The sequence below is a fragment of the Haliea sp. E17 genome (assembly GCF_048323675.1).
Lineage (GTDB): Bacteria > Pseudomonadota > Gammaproteobacteria > Pseudomonadales > Halieaceae > Mangrovimicrobium.
Genome location: NZ_JBLWFK010000005.1, coordinates 141,907 through 161,623 on the forward strand (window position 1 = coordinate 141,907; position 19,717 = coordinate 161,623).

The following is a 19,717-nucleotide window of genomic DNA, read 5'->3' on the forward strand; positions in this document are numbered from 1 at the left end:
ACGGCGCTACCATTACAGTAGCGCCGTTGCTGTTTTTGTCCCGGCGGGCCATCGGGATGACCCGCCGGGAGTCTGGGGTCACTTCACATCGAAGCGGTCGGCAGTCATCACCTTGGTCCACGCGGCGACAAAGTCGTCGACGAACTTCTGCTGCGAGTCGTTCTGGGCGTAGAACTCGGCTACCGCGCGCAGCTCGGAGTTGGAACCGAAGATCAGGTCCACCGGGGTGGCGTTCCACTTGACCTTACCGGTCTCGCTATCGGTACCGATGTACAGGCCCGGGGTCCCGGATTTCTCCCACTGGGTGGACATATCCACCAGGTTGACGAAGAAATCGTTGCTCAGGGTTCCGGGCTTGTCGGTCAACACGCCGTAGCTGCTGCCGTCGGCATTGGCGCCGAGGACGCGCATGCCGCCGACCAGTGCAGTCATCTCGGGCACGGTCAGGTCGAGCAGCGCAGCCTTCTCCACCAGGGCGACAGCCGGCGGGCGCGGGTAGTCCGCAGCGATATAGTTGCGGAAGCCATCAGCCTTCGGTTCCAGCACCGCGAAGGAGGTCACGTCGGTCATTTCCTGGGTGGCGTCGGTGCGGCCGGGTACGAAGGGTACCTCGATCGTGTAACCGGCATCCCCGGCGGCCTTCTCGATCGCCGCGGCACCACCGAGAACGATCAGGTCAGCCATCGAGACCCTGGTCTTGCGACCGTTGAAGTCCTCCTGGATCGCCTCCAGTTTGCCGAGTACCTTGGCAAGTTCAGCCGGATTGTTGGCCGCCCAGTCCTTCTGCGGTGCCAGGCGAATGCGCGCGCCGTTGGCACCACCGCGCATGTCGGTGCCGCGGAACGATGACGCCGATGCCCATGCGGTGCGAACCAGTTCGGGGACGGTCAGGCCAGAATCGAGAATTTCCTTCTTCAGCTTCTTGATGTCCTTGTCGGAGACCTGCTTGTAGTCGGCCTTCGGCACGGGATCCTGCCAGATGAAGGTCTCCTGCGGCACCCAGGCGCCCAGGTAGCGGGACGTCGGGCCCATGTCGCGGTGGATCAGCTTGAACCAGGCGCGGGCATAGGCCTGCTCAAACTCCTCCGGGTGCTCGAGCCAGCGCTGGGTAATCTTGCGGTAAGCCGGATCCTCTTTCAGCGCCAGGTCCGTGGTGAACATCATCGGCGCGTGGCGCTTGCTGGCGTCGTGTGCGTCGGGAACCATCCCCGCGCCCTTGCCATCCTTCGGCTGCCACTGCTGCGCGCCACCGGGGCTGGTGGTCAGTTCCCACTCAAAGCCATAGAGGTTCTGCAGGTAGTTGTGGGTCCACGCGGTCGGGTTCACCGTCCAGGCGCCCTCCAGGCCACTGGTCACGGTGTCCGCGCCCTTGCCCGTGCCACACTTGTTTTTCCAGCCCATACCCTGGTCTTCCAGCGGTGCCGCCTCCGGCTCAGGACCGACGCAATCGGCGGCCTTGTGGGCGCCGTGGGCCTTGCCGAAGGTATGGCCACCGGCGATCAGCGCGGCGGTTTCCTCGTCATTCATCGCCATGCGGCCAAAGGCGTCGCGAATCGCCTGCGCCGCTGCCAGCGGGTCCGGGTTTTTGTGCGGACCTTCGGGATTGACGTAGATCAGGCCCATTTCCGTGGCGCCGAAGGGTCCTTCGATGCGGCCTTCCGCATTGCGGCGCTGGTCGGTCAGCCATTCGCCCTCGGGACCCCAGTTGACATCTTCGGGCTCCCACTCGTCTTCCCGGCCGAAGGCAAAGCCCAGGGTCTTGAAGCCCATATCGTCCATCGCCATATTGCCGGCGAGCACAATCAGGTCGGCCCAGGAGACCGCATTACCGTATTTTTCCTTGATCGGCATCAGCAGGCGGCGGGCCTTGTCCAGGCTGGCGTTATCCGGCCAGCTGTTCAGGGGGGCGAAACGCTGCATGCCGCCATCGGCGCCGCCGCGGCCGTCGATCGTGCGGTAGGTGCCTGCGGCGTGCCAGGACATGCGGATGAAGAACGGTCCGTAGTGACCGAAGTCCGCGGGCCACCAGTCCTGGGAGGTGGTCATCAGCGCCGCGAGATCTTTTTTCAGGGCATCCAGGTCCACGGTCGCGAAAGCGTCCGCATAGTCGAATCCGGCAGCCGTGGGTGCTGCAGAAGCCGTGGAGTCACGCAGTGGTGTCAGGTCCAGTCGGTTGGGCCACCAGTAATCGTTGTCGCGCACCGCCATTTCATCGGCGATGGCGGATGCAGAACCAATCGCACACAGCGTGGCGATGGTCACGGCCTTACGCAGGGTCGTTAGTTGTTTCATCGTTGTCCTCACTTCCTGGTATTCATTTGGGCGTTTATTTATGGGTAGCGAGGAAACGTCCTGCAAAACGCACTGACCAACCACTCGGTAAATCAATCCCGCTACCTGTAACCAGCATAGACGCAGGAAGTCCGATAGGCACAATTTGAAAAATAGAACCTGACGTTCGGTTTTTTATTAGTTCAGAGGACTGACAACCCCTGGATCAGAGGCCGTCGCCGATGATGTCGTCGCGCATGTTGAGGTAGGACTGCTCGGATATGTGGTGGTATTCGCGCACGTTGCGGTAGAAGTCACTGTAGGACGTGTAGACGCGGGCCGACAGGGGGTCGCGGGCGGTCAGTTCCTGCATCGCCTGGCGGGTACCCTGCCAGAAAGCGCGCAGCACATCCTCGGGGAAACGGCGCACCTGCACGCCGTCGGTATTCACCAGTTCCACCAGCGCCTCGTTGTTGCGCGCGGTGTACTCGGCGAGCATGTCCTCGCTGGCCGCCCGGGCCGCGGCGCGCACGATGGCCTGCAGGTCAGCGGGCAGGGCCGCCATGGACTGCTCGTTGATAATGAACTCGAGGATCGAGCCCGGTTCATGCCAGCCAGGGTAGTAGTAGTATTTGGCGACTTCCTGGAACCCCATGATGCGATCGTTGTAGGGACCCACCCACTCGAGGGCGTCGATGACGCCGGTTTGCAGCGAGGTATACAGCTCGCTGCCCGGCAGGGTGATGGAGGTACCGCCCGCCGCGGTAAAGACCTCCCCGGCGAGGCCGGGAATACGCATTTTCAGGCCCTGCAGGTCGGCCACCGAGTTGATCTCGCGGTTGAACCAGCCGCCCATCTGCACCCCGGTACTACCGCCGGGAAGGGGAATCAGGTGGAATGGCGCGTAGGCTTCCTGCCACAGCTCCAGGCCGCCCCCGTAGTAAAGCCAGCCGTACATTTCCTGGGCGTTGAGGCCGAAGGGTATCGCAGTGAAGAACACCGAGGAGGGCACCTTGCCTTTCCAGTAGTAGGCGGCGCCGTGCCCGGCATCTGCCACCCCCTGGGAAACTGCGTCGAACACGCCGAGGGCGGGCACGATTTCACCGGCGCCATAGACCCGCACGGTAAGCCGGCCGTTGCTCATCTCCCCGATGCGCTTGGCGAACAGCTCCGGCGCGCTGCCGAGGCCGGGAAAGTTCTTCGGCCAGGTCGTCACCAGCTTCCAGTGGAAGGTCTCGGTCTGGCCGGCCTGCGTCGCCTGCAGGTCGCGACTGCCCGCTCCCGCCTTGTCCCTTGCCCAGAGGCCGATCACCAGCACCAGCGCGGCAACCAGCGCGAGGATGATCAGTGGAGAGAAACGCTGTTCCAGTGTGGGTTTGGACATTCCCCGGTTCCTGTTTCTATTGTTATAGCAGCTGCAGGTTGGCGTACTGCAGCACCAGCCACTTGGCGCCCTCGTCGTCGAAGTTGACCTCGACCCGGGCGCTGCCGCCCCGCCCCTCGAAGTTTAGCACGGTGCCCTCGCCAAAAATCTGGTGGTAGACGCGCTGGCCGAGGCTGATGCCGGTGTCCGGCACGGCGGCGCGCTCGAAACTGCTCACCGGCCTTGCCACCGTATTGTTGATGCGCACTTCCTGCAACAACTCCGCCGGAATCTCGCGCAGGAACCGCGATGGCGTGTTGAAGCTCTCACTGCCGTGCAGGCGGCGGGATTCGGCATAGGTGATGTAGAGTTTCTGCATGGCGCGGGTAATGCCGACATAACACAGGCGGCGCTCCTCCTCCAGGCGCCCCGGCTCCTCGACCGACATGCGGTGGGGGAACAGGTTTTCCTCCATCCCGGCGAGAAACACCAGCGGAAACTCGAGGCCTTTGGCGGAGTGCAGGGTCATCAGCTGGACACTGTCCTCGTGCTCGTCGGCCTGGGCGTCGCCGGCATCCAGCGCGGCGTTGGCGAGGAATTGCTGCAGCGGCGAAAGCTCTTCCGCCGGGTCGGCCTCGAACTGGCGCGCCGCGGCGACCAGTTCCTCGAGGTTCTCCACCCGCGCCTGGCCCTTCTCACCCTTTTCCAGGCGGTGGAACTCCAGCAGTCCCGAGCCCTGCAGTACGTGATCCACCAGCTCCTCCAGGGGCAGCTGGTCGCTGCCGCTGTCCAGTTCGTCGATCAGTACGGTGAAGCCCTCCAGCGCGCTCAGCGCCCGCGCCGGCAAGAGTTTTTCCTCGCCGACAACCCCGATCGCCTGCCACAGGGTGACCCCGCGCTCCCGGGCGGTATCGCGCACCTTGTCCAGGGTCTTGCCGCCAATGCCCCGCGGCGGAGTATTGATCACCCGCTCCATCGCCGCGTCGTCGCCGCGGCTGGGCAACAGGCGCAGGTAGGCCAGGGCGTTGCGGATTTCCAGCCGTTCATAGAAACGCTGGCCGCCGTAGATACGGTAGGGCAGGCCCGCCCGCAGCAGCGCTTCTTCCAGTACCCGGGACTGTGCGTTGGAGCGGTAGAGGATAGCCGCGGAGGACAGGGATTCCCCCTCTTCCCGCCAGCGTTCGATCTGGTCGACGATAAAGCGCGCCTCGTCGTGTTCATTGAAGCCCGCGTAGACGGTTATGGGTTCGCCCTGGTCGCCCGAGGTCCACAGCTCCTTGCCGAGCCGGCCGAAATTGTTGGCGATGACGGCATTGGCCGCCTGCAGGATGGTCTGGGTGGAGCGGTAGTTCTGCTCCAGCCGCACCGTCTGCACCGGATGGAAATCGTCGCTGAAGCGCTGGATGTTCTCGATTTTGGCACCCCGCCAACCGTAGATGGACTGGTCGTCGTCACCCACGGCGACCACCGGTATGCGGTTTCCGGCCAGCACCCGCAGCCAGGCGTACTGGATGGTATTGGTGTCCTGGAACTCGTCCACCAGTATCTGGCGGAAGCGCTGCTGGTAGTGCGCCAGCACCTCCGGGTGCTGCAACCAGAGTTCGTGGGCGCGCAACAGCAGCTCGGCAAAATCGACCAGCCCGGCGCGTTCGCAGGCGGTTTCGTAGGCGCGGTAGACCTCCAGCATGGTGCGGGCGAAGAAATCCCCGGGCGGGGGCTCGATATTGCGTGCGCGCAGCCCCTCGTCCTTCTGCGCATTGATGTACCACATCGCCTGCTTGGGCGGCCAGCGGCTCTCGTCCAGCTGCAGTTCCCGGCACACCCGCTTGACCAGCCGCAGCTGGTCGTCGGCATCGAGGATCTGGAACTCCTGAGGCAGGCCGGCCTCGCGCCAGTGGGACTTGAGCAGACGGTGGGCGAGGCCGTGGAAGGTGCCCATCCACAGCCCGTGGCCGCGAATCTGCAGCATTTCCTCCACCCGCGAGCGCATTTCGCGCGCGGCCTTGTTGGTAAAGGTCACTGCCAGGATCGAGCCCGGCGACAGGCCCTCGGCGCGGATCAGCCAGGCAATGCGGTGCACCAGTACCCGGGTCTTGCCGCTGCCGGCACCGGCCAGCACCAGCAGGTTCTGGTTATCGGCGGCAACGGCCTCCCGTTGGGCCTGGTTCAACCCGGAAAGAATATCGGAAACGTCCATCGGGCCATTCTACCCGAGAGGTAGCCGGATGGGTTCGGATTTTAGTGGCCGCAGCGCACCAGGCGGAGCGGAAACAAGATAATTCACCCCGAGTAAATGGATGATCGGCGGCGGTCTGGTAGTATCGAAACCGGGATCATCACGAGTGACACAGGCAGATGAGCGACAATAAATTCCGGGACGACGATTACGACTGGGAAGAATCCCGCTTCGACACCATCGAGGAAGACGAATATGAAACCTCCGATCGGGATAGCGACTTCGCAGCTATCTACACCGAGGAAGACGAAGATATCGATGCGCCTCCCGGCAACATCGTCGGGGAACTCGAACTATGGGACTTCGTTGAAGAAGAGGATGACGGGGAAAAGTTTGACCGGGACACACTGTCCGACCGGAACAGTGATATGGAACTCGTCGAAGAAGTCTCCATCTGGGATACCGACGAGAGCGACCAAGCCTACTGGGTTGAAACTGAGAATAAAGGCCGGGGCGGGAGCGACGCGCCCCGCGAGCGACACCTGTCGCTCGGCCTGATAATTGTCGCTATCGTCGCCCTGGCCCTGCTGGCATTCGGCGGTTACGGCACCATCGAGCAGCGGGCGACGCTGCGCGAAGAAGTCCGCCAGCTGCAGGCCCAGCTGGCGACTTCTGCGCCACCAGCGGAAGTCAGCGCCAGCCGCGCGGCCGCCGAGGAAGCCGCTGGCCGCAATCGCGAACTGGCTGAGGAAGTCGAGCAGCTGTCACAGGAGAACCGCAGCCTGCAGGCTATCGTCAACGGCCTGGAAGCACAGTTACAGACCCAGCAAAATGCCCTGGACCGGACTGTGGCGAGCACCGTAACCACGCCCCCGGTCCCTACCCCTAGCACCCCGTCGAAAACCACTGCCACAAGCACCTCGCCGGCGACCACGGCAACCGGCAGCCCGGGTACCTGGTTTGTCAATTTCAGTTCCTATAATCAGCGCGAAACCGCTGAGAAATGGTCGGGTAAACTGCAGCCCGAAACCGGCAAGGTCATCGTGGCAAGCGGGGAAAGCGCGGGGCGCACCGTCTATCGCGTACGCGTGGTCGGGCTGTCGGACAAGGCAACCGCCGACCAGGTGGCGCGCGCGCTGGAAATAGAATTCAAGCTGCCCAAACTCTGGGTGGGCCAGGAGCGCTGACTTGGCAGATTCAACCCGGGCTGCTAATGTTTTCCTCCCCGAATAACCAAGACACAGGAAGCTCCGATGAAACCATTCACTCTCACTGCCCTGGCCCTGATCCTCGGTGCGAGCCAGGCCATTGCCGCCGATTGCAGTGCGCCCGAAAAACCCGTCCTGCCGGACGGCGCCACCTCTACCATGGAGCAGATGCTGGAGGGGCAACAGGCGGTCAAGACCTACCAGGCCGAGAACATCGCCTACCGCGAATGCCTGGAACCCGCCATGGAGGAGGCCAAGCTGGCGGCGGAACAGGGCGATAGCGACGAGGAATCCGATGAGGCGACCCAGAACTTCATGGCAATCCAGGATGCCTACAACGCGTCCGTGACCGCTGAAGAAGAGGTAGCCGGCCAGTTCAACACCGAAGTTCGCGAGTACAAGGCCGCCAACCCCTGATCCCGGTTCGACCCGGCAGCGGATACCGGAACCCGACCGGTATCCGCTCATTTCCCCCCAGGCTTCTGTTGGCCTATAGTCCCAAATTCTACGCTGTCACCCGTTCCAGGCGGATTCGGTACAAGCGGTTTCCGGAATCAATCGACGCAAGGTAACGACAATGCGGTGGGTTCGCTGTTTTCTCCTGGTCATTGCCGGTACGGCGCTCGCCTCCTGCCGCCTGGCATTCGAAACCCAGGGCACCGGGTTCATCTACGCTGAAACTGCCGCGCAGGTCTACCGCAACGGGCGTGTGCTGGAGATCAACGAGGATTTCGACGAGCGTTTCCACGCCATTCCATTCCCGGGGCGCCAGTTTGCGCGCTGGCATTTTCTCTGCGCGAACACCTACGCTGCATGCCCGCTGCAGGTAGGGCAGAACCTGTGGGCCCGGGATCAGCAATTCCCCCTGCGGGCGGAATTCACCGATCACTACGCGGGTCCGCTGAAACTGGTTGATTTCGACCTGTGGTGGTATCCGCAAAGCCGTGAATGGCGTATGCCGGCAAACTCCGTGGCCATCGCCGGTATCCCCGACCTCGACGAAGCCCGGTTTTTCATGGCGACGATCGACCGCAAACGCGTCATACCCGGCACACTCCGCGGCGGTGACTACGTATTCCCCCTGGCGCGGAGCGATGACCCCGATGACTTCTGGCCGTTTATCAGCGCGCGCGACCGCGATGGCCTGATCGCCAGCGCGTCCATCGACCTTCGGTTCCAGGAACTGGCCGCCGCCGAACTGCACCCCTACAACAGCACCAGCCGCTGGGCTGAGGTCCTGCATGATTGTGCGGCGCCACAGGGCCTGTTTGACCTGTGCAATTTCGACACCCTGCCCTTCATCGGCGGCACCACCGATACGCTCGCTGTCACCGACATCATGCAGCGCACCCTGGTATCCCATGCGTGGATGGGCAAGCGGCTGCGGGAGGTGCTGCTGGAACTGCCGCCGGAACTGCTGCAAATGTTCCGCAGCGTGACCAGTGTGGTTATCAGCAGCGAAATACGGCCTTCATTCTATTCACCCGCCACCGGAGCCATTTACCTGGACCCGGACGATTTGTGGCTGACGCCCACGGAACGCCGCAGTATCAGCAGCGAACCGGACTACCGGGAGGAATACGGCTCGGTATTCCGCTTTTTCCCCTTCTGGCTGTATGTCGAAGGCCGCACCGAAGCCTGGATTCCCTCGGCTGAGTGGCCGGATGGTGTCGAGCGCAGTGTTGCAGACATTCTCCGGCCCATGGCCACCCTGCTGATCCACGAACTCACCCATGCCAACGATTCGGTGCCTGCCGCGCAACTGGTGCACACAACCGGCAATGCGACACCGCTTGATATGTTCAGCAGGGTCTACGACTTTTCGCCGAGCGCGCAACTCGCGGCCACGTACCCGCTGGCTTCCGCATTGCTCTATGAATTGGCCGACAGTCTTTACTACGGCGCGGCACCGGGCAGCAACCTGCTGCAATTGACCGCTCGGGATGTGGGGCTGGAATTTGGCAGTGAATACGCCAACGACCTCTATGCCTTCTCCAGCCGGGCGGAGGATACCGCCATGCTGGTGGAAGAGGTGCTCTCCAACCACTTTTTCGGCATCGAACGGATCGTGGCGTTTGTCGATGATCCGGGCTCTGACTATCGGCCGACCTGCGACGACTACACACTGCGCTGGGGGCGTCGCAATCGCGTGTTCGACCCGGCAATCAAACAGCGGGCCCGGCTGGTCATGGCGGATATTCTCGACGACAGTGACCTGTCAGCCTACCTGGATGATACGCCCGCCCAGCAAGCCCTGACTGCGGGACAGGGCCTGTGCGACTACTTCGACCTGCGCACCTTCGACAGTGCCAGCCGCGGCCAGTCCCTGCCCCTGCCCCAGCGCGTGGCCCGACAGCGGGAGCAGGTCAGCCATCACCGCAATATCCAGCAGGTCCTCGAGGGCCGGCACAAGGTTCACAGCGAGCAGTAAGCGCACTCAGAACGGGAATACCAGCAGGAATCCCCGCGGGGAATGGGTCAGCGCAACGCTGACGATATAGCCCGCCGTGCACAGCGCCGCCACGTAGGCCAGGCTGCGCCCGAGCCCGGTGGTGGCGAACCGCAGGGTGATCATGCCGAGCAGGATGTAGATCACCAGGGCTATCAGCTTGGCCTCCAGCCAGCCCACCGCGAGGGGCGAAACCCGCCAGAGCCACAGCATGCCCAGGGCCGAAGCCAGCAGCAGGGTATCGACGACATGTGGCAGGACCCTGGCCAGGCGGTGCTGCCGCAGGGAATTACCGGTGAGCGCCCAATAGCCGCGCAGGGTGAATCCCGTTATCGAAATGAACGCGCAGGAGACATGCAGTAACTTCAACAGCGAGAACACGGCGCTGGAAAACTCAGGCCTGTGTTAGCGGGCGCGGCGAAGGTATTGCGCGCCTGCGGCGTCCATCGGCCCGGGCGCCCACCAGCCCCCTGCTCCCGGCGGCTATCCCGGTCATTCCACGGTGACGGATTTCGCGAGGTTGCGCGGTTTGTCGACATCCGTCCCCTTTTGCACTGCCACATGGTAGGACAGCAGTTGCAGGGCGACGGTGTAGACAATCGGTTTCACCACCTCCGGACAGTGGGGCATGTTCATGACGGTGACCCGGGCGTCGCTGTGCAGGCCGGCGTTGCGGTCCGCGAACACGAAGAGTTCACCGCCGCGCGAACGCACCTCTTCGAGGTTGGACTTCAGCTTTTCCAGCAGGTCATCCCCCGGCGCCACGGCAACCACCGGCATTTCGTCGTCGACCAGGGCCAGTGGCCCATGCTTGAGTTCGCCTGCGGGGTAGGCCTCGGCGTGGATGTAGGAAATTTCCTTGAGCTTCAGGGCGCCCTCCATGGCGATCGGGTACTGGATACCGCGACCGAGGAACAGCGCGTGATACCGGGGAATAAATTCCTCGGACAGGGCCCTGATTGCATCGTCGAGTTCAAGCGTCTGCTGTACATAGTCCGGCAGCTGCCGCAAGGCGTTGAGCAACTCCTGTGCCTTCTCCTCACCCAGGCCACGGCGCCGTCCCAGCACGAGCGTCAACATCAGCAGGGCCACCAGCTGGGTGGTGAATGCCTTGGTGGAAGCAACACCGATTTCGGGGCCGGCCCGGGTGAGGAATACCAGGTCGCTTTCCCGCACCAGGGAGCTGCTGGCGACGTTGGTGATCGCCAGGCTGCCTATGAACTCCCCGGGCGCAACATTGCGCAACGCGGCGAGGGTATCTGCTGTCTCGCCGGACTGGGAAATGGTCAGCAGCAGCGTACCGGGCTGCGCGACCCGGCTGCGGTAGCGGAACTCCGAGGCCACCTCCACCTGGCAGGCAACGCCGGCCAGTTCCTCCAGCCAGTAGCGGGCGACCATTCCCGCGTGAAAGCTGGTGCCGCAGGCGACAATCTGGATGCGTTCCACCTGGTCGAACAGGGCCCCGGCGGCGGCGCCGAAGGCGCGGTCGGTTACATCCTCGTTGCCACCGGCATTGAAGGTGGCCGCCAGCGCCCTGGGCTGTTCGTGTATCTCCTTCAACATGAAATGGCTAAAGCCGCCGAGTTCGGCGGATTCGACCACGTCATTGATCCGGGTCATCTCCCGCCGCTGTTCCCGATCCTCGAGGTCGAACACGCGGACACTGGACGGGGTCAACTGCACCAGGTCTCCCTCTTCGAGGTAGATGAAGCGGTCCGTCACCTGGCGCAGTGCGAGCTGGTCAGAGGCGAGGAAGTTCTCACCGATACCGACACCGACCACCAGGGGGCTGCCGCGCCGCGCGGCAACCACCGTGTCCGGATGGGCGGTATCGATTGCGGCGATCGCGTAAGCGCCCTCCAGCCGTGCCACGGCTGTGCGCATGGCAGTGGCGAGGTCCTTGCCGCCGCCGGCCAGCTGCTGGTGCAACAGGTGCACAATGACTTCGCTGTCGGTGGCGGAGTGGAAGGTGTACCCCGCGGACTGCAATTCGCCGCGCAGCTGTTCGTGGTTTTCAATAATCCCGTTGTGGACCAGCGCCAGGCGCTGCCCGGAAATATGCGGGTGGGCATTGACCGCCGAGGGCTCGCCGTGGGTTGCCCAGCGGGTGTGGGCGATACCGATACAGCCCAGGAAGGGCTGCAGCTGCTGGGCCGTTTCCAGTTCCGCCACCTTGCCCAGGCGTTTGTGCAGGAGCAGGTTGTGCTCGTTGTCGAGCAGGGCCATCCCTGCGGAGTCGTAGCCCCGGTATTCCAGGCGCCGCAAACCCTCCAGCAGGATCTCGGAAACCTCGCGCCGCGCCGCGGCTGCCACAATGCCACACATCGTCAGTGACCCTCCTTGTTACTGCTGTTTGGCCGTTGCCAGCCCTGGATATTGCGCTGGCGCCCGCGCGCCACCGCCAGTTCGTTTTCCCCTACCGCCATGGTCAGCGTGGAGCCGGCGGCCACGAATCCGCCGTCCGCGATCTCCACCGGCGCCACCAGGGTGCTGTTGGAGCCGACGAACACGCCATCGCCGATGGTGGTGCGGTGTTTGTTCACGCCATCGTAATTGCAGGTGATGGTGCCGGCGCCGATATTCACGCCCTCACCCATCGCACAGTCGCCGATGTAGGTCAGGTGGTTCACCTTGCTGGCGACCCCGATGTCCGCGTTCTTGGTCTCGACGAAATTACCGATGCGCGCGCCGGCGGCCATCCGGGTGCCCGGGCGCAGGCGGGCGAAGGGGCCCACGCTGGTATTCTCAGCGAGCACGGCGCCCTCGAGGTGGCTCATGGCGTGGACTGTACTGCCCGCGCCAATGGCCACATCGCGAAGTACGCAGTTGGGCCCGATGGACACCCCGTCACCGAGGGAGACCTCGCCCTCCAGCACCACGTTGACGTCGATGCTGACATCGCGCCCGCAATGCAGGGTTCCGCGCAGGTCGAAGCGCCGGGGATCGGCGATGGCGACGCCCTCGCGCATGAAGGCATGGGCGCGGCGCAGCTGGTATTCGCGCTCCACCGCGGCGAGCTGGACCCGGTCATTGACCCCCAGTATCTCGATTTCCGACAGCGCCAGTTGCGCCGCCACCGCCAGGCCGTCGCTGACGGCGAGACCGAGGACATCCGGCAGGTAGTATTCGCCCTGGCTGTTGGCGTTACCCACCGCGGGCAGGTACCTGGCGAGCAGGCTCGCGGGCGCTGCCAGCACCCCGGAGTTCACCTCGCGCAGGGCGCGCTGTTCCGGATTGGCGTCCTTTTCCTCCACCACAGCCACTACACTGCCGTCGGCGGCACGGATGATCCGGCCGTAACCCTGCGGATCGCCCACCTCTGCGGTCAACAGCGCCGGCGCCTGGTCAGCCTGCGCCACGAGGGCGCGCAGGGTCGCGGTTTCTATCAGTGGCACATCGCCGTAGAGCACCAGCACCACACTGTCTCCGGCGATGTCCGGCAGTGCCTGCAGGACCGCGTCCCCGGTGCCCAGTTGCTGCGCCTGCACCACCCAGTTGAGGTCTTCACCGGCCAGTGCCGTGCGGACCTCATCGGCGCCGTGCCCCACGACAACGTGGATGGCCACGGGATCCAGGGCGCGGGCGGTCGCGATGACATGGGCGAGCATCGGCCGGCCGGCCACCGGGTGCAGCACCTTGGGCAGCGAGGATTTCATGCGGGTGCCCTGCCCTGCGGCAAGTATCACGATATCGAGTTTCATGGCCCTGGTCCCAGCGTGCCCACCGGGCTCGCTGTCAGCGATTTATTGACATAAGTTTTGGATTAAGCGCATAGTAAAAATCAAGTATTGGCAATACAACGCCATTTGTCACAAATTTAATGACAACGAATGAAACTGGATAGCCTGCGCCAGCTGGGTCTCGACGAGCGCGAGATCAACATCTACCGGGCGCTGCTGCGGCTGGGGCCGGCATCCATCCGCGACGTCGCCGCGGATGCGGGCATCAACCGCGGCACCACCTACGAAACCCTGAAACAGCTCGCCGCCAAGGGTGTGGTCAATTACTTCCCCCGGGGCAAGCGCCGCGTGTTCCAGGCCGAGGAACCGGAGCGCCTGCTGCAACTGGGTGAACAGAAACAGCAGGCGCTGACCCAGGCCCTCGACCAGTTGCGCACCGAGGTCATTCCGGCGCTCAAGCAGTCACAGGCAAAATTCAGCCCCGGCAATGTGCGCTTCTACGAGGGCGATGACGGGGTCGAGCTGGTGCTGCGGGATATCCTCGACAGCGCCGGCCGCGACCCGGAGCGCGGGTACTCGGTGATTTCCACCCGCACCCTGCGCCGCCACCTCTATCGCCCGTTTCCGAATTTTACCCGCCTGCGCGAGAGCCGCGGCATCCGGGTGCGGGTAATCGCGGTGGGTGAAGGCGGCGACGAAGCCGAATACGCCGAGCGCAAATGGCTGCCGACCAGCACCGACCCGGACGCCTCCTATATCGCCATCTATCCGCCGAAAGTGGCCATGATCACACTGGCCGAGGAAAACTATCCCGTGGTGATCATCATCGATTCCGCGGCGATTGCGGCTACCCAGCAAATTCTCTTTGATACCCTCTGGCAACTACTCTGATCAGGCGCAAAACAGCGCATTCGACAGGCGGGCTCAACCCCTCTCAAATAGCAGGCACAAATCGCATTGCGATTTGGACTTTGCGTTCTAGTATAAGAAGCCAGGTCTTTATACACACAGGGGAATAAAGCGATGTTCAGGGGTGGCGTAGGTAAGCGTGTCAGCCGCGGTTTGCTGGTATTTTCCACGATGCTGTGTGCCGGTCAGGCAATGGCACAACCATCCATCGAGATTACAGCGGTAACGCTCGTTGAATGTAGTGAAGATCGCTTTACCGCAGAAATTGACGTCACGTTTAACGTGCCCGATCCCAACGACCAGGCCATCATGTACCGCATTGAGGTACCCCGGGGTACCGTTGTCCTGGACAATAGTTCGAGCCTGAGTAACCCTATTTATGTCTCCCCCCAAGCGGGCTGGTCGGTCGGCGCGACGTACCCGCCATCATTGACCTATCCGTATAGCGGAACCGTGACATACTACATTGCCGACAGCAGCTCCAATGAGTTGTCCTCTTCCTATTTCGATTTCACCTGTTCCGGGGTCGACACCGGCTCGGCGACCCTGCCGCCCCCACCGGCACTGCCCGCGCCACCTGCACCACCTGCACCGGTTCCCCTGTTCGGAAGTTGGGCCTTTGCCCTGCTGTCGGCCTGCATAGCCGGCCTTGGCGGGTTCCGCCTGCGCTCACGACGCAGCTAACCTCGCCCTTCACGGCCGTAACGCCACGGGTGGAAACAGATTCCACCCGTGGTATTCGCTTATGCGCCGCTTTACTCTATGCTGCACGCGTTATCCAACCTGTATCGGGTTCATTCAAGGTAAACGCACATGACTCGCACGGTACACTTTGCGGCGATTCAACTCGCCATGAGCTGGGACATCGAGGCCAACCTGCACAAGGCGGAGTCTGCCGTGCGCGACGCGCATGGCCGCGGCGCCCAGGTGATCCTGCTGCCCGAGCTGTTCGCCACGCCCTATTTTTGCAAGGCCCAGGTCTACCCACACCTGGACCTGGCGCAGCCGCTCGAGGGCAATCCGGTTATCGCCCGCTTTGCCGCCCTCGCCGCCGAACTGGGGGTCGTTCTGCCTGTCAGCTATTTCGAACTCGACGGCAGCACTCACTACAATTCGCTGGTCATGATCGACGCCGATGGCAGCGTGCTCGACAACTACCGCAAGAGCCATATTCCGGACGGTCCGGGTTACTGCGAGAAGTTTTACTTCACTCCCGGCGACACCGGTTTCAAGGTGTGGGAAACACGCTTCGGCCGCTTCGGGGTCGGCATCTGCTGGGATCAGTGGTTCCCGGAAACCGCGCGCTGCTGCGCCCTGCTGGGCGCCGAGGTCATGTTCTTCCCCACCGCCATCGGCTCCGAGCCACAGGACCCGACCCTCGATTCCAGCGGTCACTGGCAGCGGGTCATGCAGGGCCACGCCGCCGCCAACATCCTGCCGGTCATCGCCGCCAACCGCACCGGCGTGGAAATCGACGACGGCGTGAAAACCACGTTCTACGGTTCATCGTTTATCGCCGACCATACCGGCGAGAAAATTGTCGAGGCCGGTCGCGATGAGGAAACCACCCTGATTACCGCCATAGACCTCGATGCCTGTGCCACCTATCGCCGGTCCTGGGGCCTGTTCCGCGACCGCCGGCCGGAACTGTACTCAGTGATCAGCGGCACCGCGCGGAAACCCTCTTGAACAGCAAGCCACTGCCAAGCCGTCCCGCGGCCGACGGTTTCCACATGCCCGGTGAGTACGCCGCGCAACAGGCCGTGTTGATGGCCTGGCCGCAGCGACCCGACAACTGGCGGGAGGGGGCGCGCCCGGCGCAGGCCGCGTTCGCCGCCGTCGCCGCTGCGATCCTGCCCGCCACCCCGGTGCACATGTGCGTTGCGGACGCCGATTATGACGCTGCCCGCGATGCGATGCCCGCAGGGGTGACGCTGCTGCGAATTCCCAGCGATGACTGCTGGATGCGCGATATCGGCCCCAGTTATGTGATCAACGGCGCCGGCGAATTGCGCGGCGTGGACTGGCAGTTCAACGCCTGGGGCGGCGAGGTCGACGGCCTCTATCCCGATTGGCGCCAGGACGATGCGCTGGCCTCCCAGCTGCTGGACCTGCGCGGCGAACAGCGCTACCGTGCCCCGCTGGTCATGGAGGGCGGCGCCCTCCACGTCGATGGCGAGGGCACCTGCTTTACCACCGAGGAGTGCCTGCTGCACCCCGGGCGCAATCCGCAACTCGACCGGGCCGCCATCGAACAACTGGTCAGTGACTACCTGGGCGTCAGCCGCGTGATCTGGCTACCGAGGGGTGTCTATAACGATGAAACCAACGGCCACGTCGATAACCTCATGCATGTGGTTCGCCCCGGGGAAGTGGTACTCACCTGGTGCGATGACCCGGGTGATCCCATGTACGCTATCTGTCGCGAGGCGATGACGGTACTGGAAGCGACGCCGGACGCGCGGGGCCGCAAACTGCGGGTGCACAAACTCCCGCTGCCGGGACCTCTGTATATCAGCGACGAGGAAGCGGCTGGAGTAGCAGCCACGGCCGGAATGTCCCGCCGCGCTGGCGAACGCCTCGCCGGTTCCTACGCCAATTTCCTGGTCACCAATTCACGGGTGGTGTTTCCCCTGCTGGATGCGCGGCACGACCAGGAGGCGCACAGGATCCTCGCCGAGCTCTTTCCCGAACGGGAAGTCGTGGGCGTGCCGGGACGGGAAATACTGCTCGGCGGCGGCAATATCCACTGTATCACCCAGCAGATTCCCCTGGCCTGACCCCAAAAAAAAGCCCCGGCGATTGGCCGGGGCTCTGGATACGCGAAACGGACGGGCCTTAGCCGCGGCCGGCCCGGTTTTTCATCTTGCGCAGGGTGGCGAGCTGGGCAGCGGCTTCCGCCAACTGCGCGGAGGCGCGACCGTAGTCGAACTCGCCGCTCTGGTTGGCAAGGGCGTGCTCCGCTTCGCGGCGTGCTTCCTCGGCCGCGGCCTCGTCAACGTCATCGGCGCGCAGTGCGGTGTCTGCCAGGATGGTAACCACGCCGGGCTGCACTTCGAGGAAGCCGCCGGAGACGTAGTACACTTCCTCGTCACCTTTTTGCGTCACGATGCGAACCGGGCCCGGTTTCAGGGCGGTGAGCAGCGGCGCGTGGCCGTAGTTCACACCCAGTTCACCTTCATTGCCGCTGGCGACCAGCAGTTCGACCAGTCCGGAGAAGATTTCCTCCTCCGCGCTGACGATGTCACAGTGAATAGTCATAGCCATAAGTCTGGTGGCCTCTCCCTAACGAGTCAGGCTTAAAGTTTCTTCGCCTTCTCGACGGCTTCTTCAATGCTGCCGACCATGTAGAACGCCTGCTCCGGCAGGTGATCGTACTCGCCAGCGAGAATCGCCTTGAAGCCGGCGATGGTGTCTTTCAGGGACACGTACTTACCTGGAGAACCGGTGAAGACTTCCGCCACGTGGAAGGGCTGCGACAGGAAACGCTCGATCTTACGCGCGCGGTCCACGGTCTGCTTGTCTTCCTCGGACAGTTCGTCCATACCGAGGATGGCGATGATGTCCTTCAGCTCCTTGTAGCGCTGCAGTACGGTTTGTACACCGCGGGCAGTATCGTAGTGCTCGTTGCCGATCAGCAACGGATCCAGCTGGCGCGAGGTGGAGTCGAGCGGATCTACTGCGGGGTAGATACCCTTCGCGGCGATGTCACGGGACAGTACCACGGTCGCGTCAAGGTGGGCGAAGGTGGTCGCGGGTGACGGGTCGGTCAGGTCGTCCGCCGGTACGTATACCGCCTGGATGGAGGTAATGGAGCCCACCTTGGTGGAAGTAATACGCTCCTGCAGTACGCCCATCTCTTCAGCCAGGGTCGGCTGGTAACCTACCGCGGAGGGCATACGGCCCAGCAGTGCGGATACTTCGGTACCGGCCAGGGTGTAACGGTAGATGTTGTCGACGAACAGCAGTACGTCACGGCCCTCGTCACGGAACTTCTCGGCCATGGTCAGGCCGGTCAGGGCCACGCGCAGACGGTTGCCCGGCGGCTCGTTCATCTGGCCGTAGACCATCGCCACCTTGGAGTTGCTGAAGTTTTCGACGTCGACAACCTTGGATTCCTGCATCTCGAAGTAGAAGTCGTTACCTTCACGAGTACGCTCACCCACACCGGCGAATACGGACAGGCCGCTGTGCTCGGTGGCGATGTTGTTGATCAGCTCCATCATGTTAACGGTCTTGCCCACGCCGGCGCCACCGAACAGGCCGATCTTGCCGCCCTTGGCGAAGGGGCAGACCAGGTCGATAACCTTGATGCCGGTTTCCAGCAGTTCTTCCGCGGCAGCCAGTTCCTCGTAGGTAGGTGCGGCGCGGTGAATCGAGGCTCGCTCTTTCTCGCCAATGGGGCCGCACTCGTCAATCGGGTTGCCGAGTACGTCCATGATGCGGCCGAGGGTTTCGAGGCCCACGGGCACGGAGATCGGGGCGCCGGTGTTGGCGACCGCCAGACCGCGCGACAGGCCCTCGGAAGAACCCAGTGCAATGGAGCGCACGACGCCGTCGCCGAGCTGCTGCTGTACTTCCAGGGTCAGGCCTTTTTCGGTGACAGTCAGTGCGTCATAGACCTGCGGCACTGAATCGCGCGGGAATTCCACGTCGATTACCGCGCCAATGATTTGTACGATGCGTCCGCTACTCATGTTCGGATCCTCTCTAAATAAATTCTTTCAACCCGGGGTCAGAGCCCTTTTTCGCAGAGCGAAAAAGGGCTCTGACCCCTATTGTTTAGCTAATCGCCGCGGCGCCGCTCACAATTTCCGACAGCTCCTGGGTGATCGCCGCCTGCCGCGCCTTGTTGTAGATCAGCTGCAGGTCTTCAATCAGGTCACCGGCGTTGTCGGTGGCGTTTTTCATCGCCAGCATCCGCGCTGCCTGTTCACAGGCACCGTTTTCGACGACCGCCTGGTACACCTGCGACTCGATATAGCGCTTCAGCAGGCCTTCCAGCAGTTCTTTTGCATCGGGCTCGTAGATGTAGTCCCAGTGGTGCTTCATCTCGTCCGACGCTTCCGCTTCCAGCGGCAGCAACTGCTCGACCGTGGGCGACTGGGTCATGGTGTTGACGAACTCGTTGCTCACCAGGAACAGGCGATCGATGCGGCCTTCCTCGTAGGCGTCGAGCATGGCCTTGACGCCGCCGATCAGGTCGCTGAGCGTGGGCTCTTCGCCGAGATCGCGAACCGCTGCGATCACATTGCCACCGTAGCTGTTGAAAAACGCGGAGGCCTTGGCACCGACCAGGCTGAGATCGATCTCGACCCCTTGCTGGTGCCACTCTTTCATCGCCCTGACGGTGGTCTTGAACAGGTTGATGTTCAAGCCGCCGCACAGGCCGCGATCGGTGGACACCACGATGAAACCGACGCGTTTGACTTCGCGCGTTTCCATGTACATGTGGCGGTATTCCGGCGCCGCGTTGGCCAGGTGGCCGACCACGGCACGCATGCGACGGGCGTAGGGCTTGCCCAGCTGCATGCGCTCCTGCGCCTTGCGCATCTTGCTCGCCGCTACCATTTCCATCGCACTGGTGATCTTCTGCGTGCTCTGGATGCTGGAGATCTTGGTGCGGATTTCTTTTCCGACTGCCATCTGCAGGTCCTCGGG

16 protein-coding genes are annotated in these 19,717 nt (G+C 63.2%); 7 read left to right on the forward strand and 9 right to left on the reverse strand.

Features of this window, described 5'->3' with window-relative positions; genetic code table 11:
- Positions 1-78: 78 nt before the first annotated feature.
- From katG to uvrD, 3 genes are all read right to left on the reverse strand, one after another.
- Positions 79-2,292 (reverse strand): catalase/peroxidase HPI, encoded by a 2,214-nt coding sequence (katG, locus tag ACNKU3_RS14110; RefSeq protein WP_418260141.1) that lies wholly within the window; start codon positions 2,290-2,292, stop codon positions 79-81.
- A gap of 205 nt (positions 2,293-2,497) precedes the next feature.
- On the reverse strand, positions 2,498-3,655 hold the full coding sequence (locus tag ACNKU3_RS14115; RefSeq protein WP_418260142.1) for a TRAP transporter substrate-binding protein: 1,158 nt from the start codon (positions 3,653-3,655) through the stop codon (positions 2,498-2,500).
- 22 nt (positions 3,656-3,677) lie between these two features.
- Complete coding sequence (uvrD, locus tag ACNKU3_RS14120) at positions 3,678-5,831, reverse strand: DNA helicase II (protein WP_418260143.1); 2,154 nt, start codon at positions 5,829-5,831, stop codon at positions 3,678-3,680.
- Between the two features lie 158 nt (positions 5,832-5,989).
- Between uvrD and ACNKU3_RS14125 the strand changes: the two genes are divergently transcribed.
- The 3 genes from ACNKU3_RS14125 to ACNKU3_RS14135 all read left to right on the forward strand — a co-directional run bounded on the left by ACNKU3_RS14125 (position 5,990) and on the right by ACNKU3_RS14135 (position 9,449).
- A complete protein-coding gene (locus tag ACNKU3_RS14125; protein WP_418260144.1) occupies positions 5,990-6,997 on the forward strand; it encodes an SPOR domain-containing protein in 1,008 nt (335 codons plus the stop codon).
- A 66-nt stretch (positions 6,998-7,063) separates the two neighbouring features.
- A complete protein-coding gene (locus tag ACNKU3_RS14130) occupies positions 7,064-7,435 on the forward strand; it encodes a hypothetical protein (protein ID WP_418260146.1) in 372 nt (123 codons plus the stop codon).
- Between the two features lie 160 nt (positions 7,436-7,595).
- Positions 7,596-9,449 carry a hypothetical protein gene (locus ACNKU3_RS14135; protein ID WP_418260147.1) on the forward strand — a complete coding sequence of 618 codons (1,854 nt, stop codon included), beginning with the start codon at positions 7,596-7,598 and terminating at the stop codon, positions 9,447-9,449.
- Positions 9,450-9,455: 6 nt separating this feature from the next.
- Here ACNKU3_RS14135 and ACNKU3_RS14140 read toward each other — a convergent pair whose 3' ends face one another.
- The 3 genes from ACNKU3_RS14140 to glmU form a co-directional block, all read right to left on the reverse strand.
- A complete protein-coding gene (locus tag ACNKU3_RS14140; RefSeq protein WP_418260148.1) occupies positions 9,456-9,836 on the reverse strand; it encodes a SirB2 family protein in 381 nt (126 codons plus the stop codon).
- 123 nt (positions 9,837-9,959) lie between these two features.
- A complete protein-coding gene (gene glmS / locus ACNKU3_RS14145) occupies positions 9,960-11,792 on the reverse strand; it encodes a glutamine--fructose-6-phosphate transaminase (isomerizing) (RefSeq protein WP_418260149.1) in 1,833 nt (610 codons plus the stop codon).
- Between the two features lie 2 nt (positions 11,793-11,794).
- Positions 11,795-13,168 (reverse strand): bifunctional UDP-N-acetylglucosamine diphosphorylase/glucosamine-1-phosphate N-acetyltransferase GlmU, encoded by a 1,374-nt coding sequence (glmU, locus tag ACNKU3_RS14150; RefSeq protein ID WP_418260150.1) that lies wholly within the window; start codon positions 13,166-13,168, stop codon positions 11,795-11,797.
- Between the two features lie 129 nt (positions 13,169-13,297).
- Between glmU and ACNKU3_RS14155 the strand changes: the two genes are divergently transcribed.
- From ACNKU3_RS14155 to aguA, 4 genes are all read left to right on the forward strand, one after another.
- Positions 13,298-14,038, forward strand: a complete 741-nt coding sequence (locus tag ACNKU3_RS14155; protein ID WP_418260152.1) for a TrmB family transcriptional regulator — start codon at positions 13,298-13,300, stop codon at positions 14,036-14,038.
- Between the two features lie 132 nt (positions 14,039-14,170).
- Positions 14,171-14,740, forward strand: coding sequence for a hypothetical protein (locus tag ACNKU3_RS14160; RefSeq protein ID WP_418260153.1), 570 nt, complete (start codon positions 14,171-14,173; stop codon positions 14,738-14,740).
- Positions 14,741-14,869: 129 nt separating this feature from the next.
- On the forward strand, positions 14,870-15,745 hold the full coding sequence (gene aguB, locus ACNKU3_RS14165) for an N-carbamoylputrescine amidase (RefSeq protein WP_418260154.1): 876 nt from the start codon (positions 14,870-14,872) through the stop codon (positions 15,743-15,745).
- Positions 15,742-16,836 carry an agmatine deiminase gene (gene aguA / locus ACNKU3_RS14170; protein ID WP_418260155.1) on the forward strand — a complete coding sequence of 365 codons (1,095 nt, stop codon included), beginning with the start codon at positions 15,742-15,744 and terminating at the stop codon, positions 16,834-16,836. The genes aguB and aguA overlap by 4 nt, the downstream gene beginning before the upstream one ends.
- A 58-nt stretch (positions 16,837-16,894) precedes the next feature.
- On the opposite strand, the gene ACNKU3_RS14175 is transcribed toward aguA, so the two are convergent.
- The 3 genes from ACNKU3_RS14175 to atpG form a co-directional block, all read right to left on the reverse strand.
- Positions 16,895-17,323 carry a F0F1 ATP synthase subunit epsilon gene (locus ACNKU3_RS14175; protein WP_418260156.1) on the reverse strand — a complete coding sequence of 143 codons (429 nt, stop codon included), beginning with the start codon at positions 17,321-17,323 and terminating at the stop codon, positions 16,895-16,897.
- A 32-nt stretch (positions 17,324-17,355) separates the two neighbouring features.
- Positions 17,356-18,753: a F0F1 ATP synthase subunit beta gene (gene atpD / locus ACNKU3_RS14180; protein ID WP_418260157.1), complete on the reverse strand. Its 1,398-nt coding sequence runs from the start codon at positions 18,751-18,753 to the stop codon at positions 17,356-17,358.
- A gap of 85 nt (positions 18,754-18,838) precedes the next feature.
- The gene (gene atpG / locus ACNKU3_RS14185; protein WP_418260158.1) at positions 18,839-19,702 is read right to left on the reverse strand and encodes a F0F1 ATP synthase subunit gamma; all 864 of its coding nucleotides are present in this window, start codon (positions 19,700-19,702) and stop codon (positions 18,839-18,841) included.
- Positions 19,703-19,717 lie beyond the last annotated feature (15 nt).

What these genes read in the sequence shown, in the direction of transcription:
- katG (WP_418260141.1), bottom strand. Translation starts at nt 2,292, where the DNA reads ATGAAACAACTAACGACCCTGCGTAAGGCCGTGACCATCGCCACGCTG.
- ACNKU3_RS14115 (WP_418260142.1), bottom strand. Translation starts at nt 3,655, where the DNA reads ATGTCCAAACCCACACTGGAACAGCGTTTCTCTCCACTGATCATCCTC.
- uvrD (WP_418260143.1), bottom strand. Translation starts at nt 5,831, where the DNA reads ATGGACGTTTCCGATATTCTTTCCGGGTTGAACCAGGCCCAACGGGAG.
- ACNKU3_RS14125 (WP_418260144.1), top strand. Translation starts at nt 5,990, where the DNA reads ATGAGCGACAATAAATTCCGGGACGACGATTACGACTGGGAAGAATCC.
- ACNKU3_RS14130 (WP_418260146.1), top strand. Translation starts at nt 7,064, where the DNA reads ATGAAACCATTCACTCTCACTGCCCTGGCCCTGATCCTCGGTGCGAGC.
- ACNKU3_RS14135 (WP_418260147.1), top strand. Translation starts at nt 7,596, where the DNA reads ATGCGGTGGGTTCGCTGTTTTCTCCTGGTCATTGCCGGTACGGCGCTC.
- glmS (WP_418260149.1), bottom strand. Translation starts at nt 11,792, where the DNA reads ATGTGTGGCATTGTGGCAGCCGCGGCGCGGCGCGAGGTTTCCGAGATC.
- glmU (WP_418260150.1), bottom strand. Translation starts at nt 13,168, where the DNA reads ATGAAACTCGATATCGTGATACTTGCCGCAGGGCAGGGCACCCGCATG.
- ACNKU3_RS14155 (WP_418260152.1), top strand. Translation starts at nt 13,298, where the DNA reads ATGAAACTGGATAGCCTGCGCCAGCTGGGTCTCGACGAGCGCGAGATC.
- ACNKU3_RS14160 (WP_418260153.1), top strand. Translation starts at nt 14,171, where the DNA reads ATGTTCAGGGGTGGCGTAGGTAAGCGTGTCAGCCGCGGTTTGCTGGTA.
- aguB (WP_418260154.1), top strand. Translation starts at nt 14,870, where the DNA reads ATGACTCGCACGGTACACTTTGCGGCGATTCAACTCGCCATGAGCTGG.
- ACNKU3_RS14175 (WP_418260156.1), bottom strand. Translation starts at nt 17,323, where the DNA reads ATGGCTATGACTATTCACTGTGACATCGTCAGCGCGGAGGAGGAAATC.
- atpD (WP_418260157.1), bottom strand. Translation starts at nt 18,753, where the DNA reads ATGAGTAGCGGACGCATCGTACAAATCATTGGCGCGGTAATCGACGTG.
- atpG (WP_418260158.1), bottom strand. Translation starts at nt 19,702, where the DNA reads ATGGCAGTCGGAAAAGAAATCCGCACCAAGATCTCCAGCATCCAGAGC.